This is a genomic window from Streptomyces sp. UNOC14_S4 (assembly GCF_020740835.1).
In the GTDB taxonomy this organism is placed as follows: Bacteria; Actinomycetota; Actinomycetes; order Streptomycetales; family Streptomycetaceae; genus Streptomyces.
In genome coordinates, this window is sequence record NZ_JAINFC010000359.1 from 1 (window position 1) to 7,999 (window position 7,999).

The following is a 7,999-nucleotide window of genomic DNA, read 5'->3' on the forward strand; positions in this document are numbered from 1 at the left end:
CCCCCACCCCGCGCGCCAGCGCAAACCGCACCGTCGCCATACTCGGCGGCGGCGTAGCCGGCCTCACCGCCGCGCACGAACTGGCCGAGCGCGGCTTCCAGGTGACGGTCTACGAGAAGAAAGCACTCGGCGGCAAGGCCCGCAGCATGGACGTCCCGGACAGCGCGCGCGGCGGCCGCAGGCCGCTGCCCGGCGAGCACGGGTTCCGTTTCATCCCCGGCTGGTACCGCAACCTCCCCGACACGCTGCGCCGGATACCGTTCCCCGGCAACGCCGACGGCTGCCACGACAACCTCGTGTCGTCGTCCGAGGAACTGTTCGTCCGGATCGGGCACGAGGACCTCCGCATCCCCATGCACTCCGTCGCCACGCCACCGGCCGTCCTGACCCCGGACGAGCTGCGCCGCGCGCTCACCGGCTTCTTCGACGCCTTCGGGAACATCCCGGCCACCGAGCTCGCGTACTTCGTGAACCGGCTGCTCGTCTGGTTCACGAGCTGCGAGAAGCGGCGGCTCGACCAGTGGGAGCGCACGCCGTGGTGGGACTTCATCCGGGGCGCGCAGATGTCGCCGAACTACCAGCGGCTGCTGGCCATCGGCATCACCCGCAACATCGTGGCGACGAAGGCGGAGGTGGCCAGCACCAGAACCGTGGCCACCTGCATGGAGGCGTTCCTCCTCAACATGCTGGGGCGCGGCTCCGAGGGCGAGCCCGACCGGGTGCTGAACGCGCCCACGAACGAGGCGTGGATCGACCCATGGGTCGCCCACTTGCGCTCCCTCGGCGTCACCTTCCGCACCGGCTGGACCGTACGGGACCTGCGACTGACGGACGGGCGGATCGACGGGGCGGTGGTCGAGGACGCGGCCGGGACCCGGCAGACGGTGACCGCCGACCACTTCGTGTCGGCCATGCCGGTGGAGCACGCCCGCACCACCTGGAACGCGCGGATACGGGCCGCCGATCCGCGGCTCGCGCGCTGCGACGCGTTGCGCACGGACTGGATGACGGGCATTCAGTTCTATCTGACGGAGCCGACGCCCGTCGTGCACGGCCACATCAACCACATCGACTCCCCCTGGTCGATCACGTCCATAGGACAGGCGCAGTTCTGGGCGGGGCGGGACTTCCGCGCCGACTACGGCGACGGCTCGGTGGCGGACTGCTTCTCGGCGGATGTCTCCGAGTGGGACAAGCCCGGCATCCTCTACGGCAAGACCGCCAAGCAGTGCACCCCCGAGGAGATCGCACGGGAGGTGTGGGCGCAGATGAAGGCGGGGCTCAACGACACGGGCCGTACGGTGCTGCGCGACTCCGCGCTGCACTCCTGGTTCCTCGACCCGGCCGTACGGACCGGTGGCCCGCGCCCGGAGAACGACGAGCAGCTCCTCATCCACCCCGTCGGCACCTGGTTCGACCGGCCGGAGGCCCGTACCGCGATCCCCAACCTCTTCCTGTGCGGGGACTACGTGGCCACGGACATCGACCTGGCGACCATGGAGGGCGCGAACGCCTCGGCGCGCCTGGCGGTGAACGCCCTGCTGGACGAGGTGGGCTCGCGGGCGGAGCGGTGCGCGGTGATCTCCCTGTACCGGGCCCCGGAGCTGGAGCTCTTCCGGAAGAACGACGAGCTGCGGCTGGCACTGGGCCTGCGCAACGCGCTGGACTTCGGCTGATCCCTGATCCCTGATCCCTGATCCCTGAGCCCTTTCCTTGAACCTCCCCCAGGGGGAGTTCCTAGCGTGCCGACGAGCGCGGGCGCCCCGGACGGCGGGCGCCCGCGGACCACGGCATGCGAGGAGAGGGCCAGCCCATGACGGCATTCGTCCTGGTACCGGGCGCATTCACCGATGGCCGAATATGGGAGGAGGTGGCCACCCGGCTGCGGGAGTCGGGGGCGGAGGCCCACCCCGTGACGCTCACCGGCATGGGCGCCCACCGCGAGGAGGCGGGGCCCGGTACGGACCTGGAGACGCACATCCAGGACGTGCTGCGGACGGTCGACCGGCTGGAGGCGCCGGACGTGGTGCTCGTCGGGCACTGCTACGGCGTCCATCCGGTGCTGGGCGCCGCCGACCGGCGTCCGGAGCGCGTCTCCCGGATCGTCCTCGTCGACACGGGCCTGCCCCGCGACGGCGACCCGGCCCTCGCGCTGGTGCCCGACCCGGCGGTGCGCGACGAGGCGCTGTCCCGGGCCGGGGGCGGCGGGTGGATCGCCCCGCCGACGGCCGAGGGGTGGCAGCGCTGGGGCAGCCTCGCGGACCTCCCGACGGATGCGGCGGACACTGCGGACACTGCGGACGCAGCGGACACTGCGGACGCAGCGGTCGCGGCGGTTGCGGCGGTTGCGGCGGCCCGGCTGGCCGACCGTGCGACGCCGCAGCCGCTGGGTACGCTCACGCAGCCGCTACGGCTGTCGGACGCGGTGTTCGAGCTGCCGATGACCGGCGTCCTGTGCACGGGCAACGGGTCGAGCATCGGCGTCCTGGAGATGGTGGTGGGGCTCGGGGACCCGCACCTGCAGCGGCTCACCGGCCCCCGGTCGCGTTTCTTCGAGCTCGGCACCGGGCACTGGCCGATGCTCTCCGCCCCCGGCGAGCTGGCCGGCGTCCTGCTCCGGAGCGCCGCGGGCGAGGGGCGTCGGCTCACGGTACGGGAGCGGCCCGCGTACGAGGGCAGCTTCCTGCTGGACGTACCCGAGCGGCCGCGCGAGCGGGTGGAGCACATCGACCTCCACCTGCCCGACGCGGAGGGACCGCGGCCCGCGGTGGTGTTCGTCCACGGCGGCCCGTTCCCACGCGAAACCCGGCCGACGCCACGGGACTCCGCGACCTTCCTCGGCTACGGGCGGTACGCGGCGAGCCTGGGGGCGGTCGGCGTGACGGTCGATCACCGGCTGCACGACCTGACCGACTACGAGCGTGCGGCACAGGACGTGGCGGCGGCGGTCGAGCTCGTACGGGCCCACCCGCGCGTGGACGGTGAACGCGTCGCGCTGTGGTTCTTCTCCGGCGGCGGGTTGCTGTCGGCGGACTGGCTCGCCGCTCCCCCGCCGTGGCTGCGGTGCGTGGCGGCCACGTATCCGTTCCTCGCCCCGCTGCGGGGGTGGGGGCTCGCAGGGTCGCGGTTCGACCCGGTGGCGGCGGTGAAGGGGGCCGGGCGGCTGCCGGTGGTGCTGAGCCGGGCGGAGCTGGAACGGCCGGAGATCGCGGCGACGGTCGCGGAGTTCCTGGCGGCGGCCGATAAGTGCGGGGCGGATGTGGAGGTCGTGGACGTACCGCTGGCACGGCACGGCTTCGAGACACTCGACCATACGGAGGGGACGCGGGGGGCTGTGGAGCGGGCGATGCGGATTGTTCTTGGGCGGTTGGGGTTCTGACGGGTTTTCGGGTGCGCCTGCTGGGGTGCGGCTTGCGCTCCGTGCGCGGCTGCGGGTCGGTGGGGGCTTGTCGCGCAGTTCCCCGCGCCCCTTACGGGGGCTATTCGCGCGCCCATAGTGAGCGGACCTTCGACAAGTGGTGGGACATGCATGCCTCCGTCCCCGCCGCGTCGCCCGCTATCGCCAGGTCCAGGAGATCCAGGTGTTCCCGCGCCGACGGCAGCAGTTCGCCGCGTTCGTCCAGTCGCGTCAGCCCGTAGAGGCGGGAGCGTTTGCGGAGTTCGCCGACGACCTCGACCAGGCGTTCGTTGCCGGAGAGGCCGAGCAGGCCGAGGTGGAAGCGCCGGTCCGCCTCCAGGTAGGCGGTCAGGTCGTGCGCGGTCGCGGCCGCGACGATCTCCTCCGCCACCGGGCGCAGCGCCTCCAGTTGTTCGCGGGTGGCCGTCCGCGTGACGCGGCCGACCGTGGGGACCTCGATCAGGGCGCGGATCTCCGCGTACTGGTCGAGGTCGCGCTCGCTCACCCCGGTGATCCGGAAACCCTTGTTGCGTACGGGCTCCACCAGCCCCTCGCGGGCCAGGTCGAGCATGGCCTCGCGCACGGGAGTGGCCGATATGCCGAAGCCCGCGGCCAGGGAGGGGGCGGAGTGGACCGTGCCGGGCCTGAGTTCGCCGGAGATGAGCGCCGCGCGCAGGGCGTGCGCCACCTGGTCCCGGAGCCGTTCGGGAGGGGCGATCGGGGTGCGGTGCCTGGGGTCGCGCACTGTTCGGTCCTCCGTGCCGCCGGGAGCACCAGACTACAAGCGGCTCCCCTCGCCGTCGGCGGCCAAGTCCGGCCGCTCCTCGGGCTTTTCCCGGCCGTGACGGCGCCTCGTTGATTCTTGACCGATCGTTCTCGAAAGGGTTACCGTCGTCGCGTGGCAAGGACCAAGGAATTCGATCCGGACGCCGCCCTGCAGTCGGCCCTGGAGCTGTTCTGGCGGCGCGGCTACGAGGCGACGTCGATGGCGGACCTCGTGGATCACCTCGGCATCGCGCGGGCGAGCCTGTACGCGACCTTCGGGAGCAAGCACGAGCTCTACCTCAAGGCCCTGGAGCGGTACCGGGAGCAGAGCGACCCGCGCGTCGTCGAGGAACTGTCCACCCCCGGCCCCGCCCTGCCCGCCGTACGGGCAGTGGTGCGGCGCTTCGCCGAGGAGTCGGCCTGCGACGAGCTGCGGCGCGGGTGCTTCGTCACCAACACGGCCGTGGAACTCGCGCCGCACGACACCGCCGCGGCCCGCCGGGTGGAGAAGAGCTGGCACGAGCTGGAGTCCGCTCTGACGTCCGCCCTGACCCGGGCGCGCGCACAGGGTGAGCTCCCCGAGGAGCGCGATCCTGTCGCGCTCGCGCGCATGCTCCTCGTCCTCCTGCAGGGGCTCCGCGTGGTCGGCCGGACGAGTCCGGAGCCGGGGCGCTTGCGCGATGCGGCGGCGCAGGCGCTGAGCGTTTTGGACTGAGTTCTCGCCTCACAGTGCCGGCCGGTGGGGGCTGGTCGCGCAGTTCCCCGCGCCCCTTACGGGGCGCGTCGGACGAGGCGCCCTGCCTTTTCGCACCCTCATTCAAGACCGAACGTTCTAGTAATTGCAGAAGCAATAGGAGTTGTCACCATGACCGCACGCTTCATCGACCGGACCGTTCTCGTCACCGGTGGCGGTACGGGGATCGGCCGGGCCGTCGCGCTCGCCTTCGCCCGCGAGGGTGCGCGGGTCGTCGTCGCGGGCCGCAGGGACGTGCCGTTGCGGGAGACCGTGGCGCGGATCGAGGCGGAGGGCGGACGAGCCCTCGCGGTCGCCGCGGACGTGACCGTGTCCGACCGGGTCGAAGCCCTGGTGGCGCGGACCGTCGAGCACTTCGGCGGGCTGGACGTGGCCGTGAACAACGTCGGCATGCTCGTACCGCCCGCCAAGGTGGCCGACATCGAGGAGGACGACTGGGACCGCGTGATGGCCGTCAACGTCAAGGGGCTGTGGCTGTCGATGAAGCACGAGATCCGCCACATGCGGACCCACGGCGGCGGCGCGATCGTGAACATCTCGTCCAACCTCGGCGCCCACGGGCGGCTGCGGAACATGGGCGCGTATGTGACGAGCAAGGCCGCGGTCTCGGCGCTCACCCGGAACGCCGCCCGGGATCACATCGGGGACGGCATCCGCGTCAACGCGGTGAGCCCCGGCCCGGTGGAGACCCCGATGTCGACGCGGCCCAGGGAGACCGCGGCGGAGAAGGCGGAGCGGATGCGACAGGACGTCCCGGCGGGGCGCGCGGGACGTCCTGAGGAGGTTGCGGCGGCGGTGCTCCACCTCGCCTCGGACGAGGCAGGCTTCACGGTGGGAGCCGACCTCGTCCTCGACGGCGGTGTCACCGCGTGAGGGCCTCCGAGGGCTCGGCGGCGGGCGCGGCCTCGGGCGTCGCCTCCGACTGGGCACCGGAGGCCGCCGGGCGGCGGGCCGCCAGCCACACGTACACCAGGATGCCCGCGAAGAGGAACAGCACGCCCTGGTAGATCGCTGCGTAGCCCGCGCCCGCCACCAGCCAGAAGGCGAAGGCGAAGGCGCCGAGGGCGAGGGTGATGTCCCACGTCATGCGGCCCGTGTGCACCTTGTCGCGGCGCCCGGTCAGCAGGAAGTACAGCTGGGCGGCCGCGGCGAGCAGGTAGGGCACGGTCGCGGAGAAGGTGGTGATCAGGACGAGGATCTCGAAGACCCCGCCCTCGCCGATCGTGTAGTTGACGAGCGTCAGCAGCGAGGCGAGCACGGCCGCGGCGAGCACGCCCGCCGTGGGCACCCCGCGCTTCTTCTTGCCGAAGACCGCCGGGAAGAGGCCGTCCTTCGCCGCCGCGTACGGGGCCTGGGCGCTCATCAGCGTCCAGCCGTTGAGGGCGCCCATGATGGAGATCACCGCGGCACCGGCGATCAGGGTGCCGCCCCAGGTGCCGCCGAACATCGCGTCCACGGCGTCCGAGAACGGGGCGGTGGACTTCACCAGCTTGTCGTGCGGGACGGTGCCGAAGACGGACACCGTGCCCAGCAGGTAGACGAGGGCCGCGCCGATGGTGCCGAGGACGCTCGCGCGGCCGACGTTGCGCTCGGGGTCGCGGACCTCGCCCGCGCTCATGGCCGCGGACTCCACGCCCACGTAGCTGTAGAGCAGGATCGCCGCCGCCGCGGTGAGGCCGCCCACCCAGTCGCCGCCGCCCTCGGTGAAGCCGCCGAGGTTCTTGGGGTCGAAGTAGAAGACGCCCACGACCGCGACGAAGAGCATCGGGATGTACTTCAGCACGGTGGCGATCAGCTGGATCGCGCCCACCCAGCGGGTGCCGGCGAAGTTCACCAGCGCCGGGAGCCAGAGCGCGGCCAGGGCCACGACCAGGTCGGTGCCCTTCGAGGACTGGCCCCCGGTGAGTACGTGGAAGTAGCCGACGCCCGCGACGGCCAGGGCGGCGTTGCTGACCCAGGTCATCGTCCAGTACGACCACGCCGACAGGAACCCGGCGAAGTCGCCGAACGCCTCACGCGCGTAGACGTAGGGCCCGCCGGTCCGCGGGAAGCGTCCGGCGAGCCGTCCGAAGACCAGGGCCAGCGCGATGGCCCCGATCGTGAGGACGCCGAACGCGAGCAGGCTGACCGTGCCGAACGGGGCGACCGAGGCGGGCAGCAGGAAGATGCCGCCGCCGATGATGTTTCCCATCACCAGGGCGACAGCTGTCGGTAGGCCGAAGCGGCGGGCGTTCTTGCCGTCGTCGGTGTCGTGCATGAGGGGGTGCGCCTCTCGTCCTGCGGGCAGGTCGCGGATCTGTGCGACACGACATGGTCACCGGACGGGGGGCCGCAACAAAATCCTTGTTTTTTGTCCCGTGGTGCGGTAGCCGTGACCGGAAATGGTGCTGTCGGAGGGCTTCCGCGCCGTGATTCGTTCACCGCTGCAAAGGTTCTGTAAAGGGGGCGCCATCCGGGGTGCCTCGTAAACTCCGTTCGCGTCTGCGGGTCCGTCGTGGCTGGTCGCGCAGTTCCCCGCGCCCCTTGCAGGGGCCCTTTTATGCCAGCACCCGGCTGGCACCGATCGGCAGGTCCCATAGATCCTCGCGTGGTCTGCCCGCCGCCTCCCACGCCGCCCGGACGCGGAGCAGCGGCTCCAGAGGGGGCTCGGCCGAGAGGACGAACGTCGACCAGTGCATGGGGGCCATCGCCCGCGCGCCCAGGTCGCCGCAGGCGCGTACCGCCTCCTCCGGGTCCGTGTGGACGGGGCCCAGCATCCAGCGCGGCTCGTAGGCGCCGATGGGCAGCAGCGCGAGGTCGATGGCCTCGTAGCGGCGGCCGATGGCCTCGAACCAGTGGCCGTAGCCGGTGTCCCCCGCGAAGTAGACGCGCTGCCCGCCGGGCGCCGTGAGGACCCAGCCGCCCCACAGGGAACGGCAGGTGTCGGTGAGGGTGCGCTTGCTCCAGTGGTGGGCGGGAACGAAGTCGCAGCGGACCGGGCCCGCCGGGCCGGGCAGCTCCACCGCCTCCCACCAGTCGAGCTCGGTGACGTTGGTGAAGCGGCGGCGGCGCGCCCAGCGGGCGAGGCCGGCGGGGAGCAGGAG

At 72.2% G+C, this 7,999-nt stretch carries 7 protein-coding genes; 4 read left to right on the forward strand and 3 right to left on the reverse strand.

All coding sequences use genetic code 11. The annotated features are described in order from the left end of the window. Together K6I34_RS26340 and K6I34_RS26345 are read left to right on the forward strand one after the other, a co-directional pair. The coding region (locus K6I34_RS26340; RefSeq protein WP_229329225.1) for an FAD-dependent oxidoreductase at window positions 1–1,676 on the forward strand (1,676 nt) is incomplete at its 5' end. A 137-nt stretch (window positions 1,677–1,813) separates the two neighbouring features. Continuing rightward, window positions 1,814–3,379, forward strand: a complete 1,566-nt coding sequence (locus K6I34_RS26345; protein WP_229329227.1) for an alpha/beta hydrolase — start codon at window positions 1,814–1,816, stop codon at window positions 3,377–3,379. 100 nt (window positions 3,380–3,479) lie between these two features. On the opposite strand, the gene K6I34_RS26350 is transcribed toward K6I34_RS26345, so the two are convergent. Then, the gene (locus K6I34_RS26350) at window positions 3,480–4,142 is read right to left on the reverse strand and encodes a GntR family transcriptional regulator (RefSeq protein WP_229329229.1); all 663 of its coding nucleotides are present in this window, start codon (window positions 4,140–4,142) and stop codon (window positions 3,480–3,482) included. Window positions 4,143–4,295: 153 nt separating this feature from the next. On the opposite strand from K6I34_RS26350, the gene K6I34_RS26355 reads away from it, so the two are divergent. Then, window positions 4,296–4,877 (forward strand): TetR/AcrR family transcriptional regulator, encoded by a 582-nt coding sequence (locus tag K6I34_RS26355; RefSeq protein WP_229329231.1) that lies wholly within the window; start codon window positions 4,296–4,298, stop codon window positions 4,875–4,877. A gap of 150 nt (window positions 4,878–5,027) precedes the next feature. Then, window positions 5,028–5,789 (forward strand): SDR family NAD(P)-dependent oxidoreductase, encoded by a 762-nt coding sequence (locus K6I34_RS26360; protein WP_229329233.1) that lies wholly within the window; start codon window positions 5,028–5,030, stop codon window positions 5,787–5,789. On the opposite strand, the gene K6I34_RS26365 is transcribed toward K6I34_RS26360, so the two are convergent. Beyond that, complete coding sequence (locus K6I34_RS26365; protein WP_229329235.1) at window positions 5,779–7,173, reverse strand: amino acid permease; 1,395 nt, start codon at window positions 7,171–7,173, stop codon at window positions 5,779–5,781. The genes K6I34_RS26360 and K6I34_RS26365 overlap by 11 nt on opposite strands. Window positions 7,174–7,453: 280 nt before the next feature. Beyond that, the coding region (locus tag K6I34_RS26370; protein ID WP_229329244.1) for an MBL fold metallo-hydrolase at window positions 7,454–7,999 on the reverse strand (546 nt) is incomplete at its 5' end.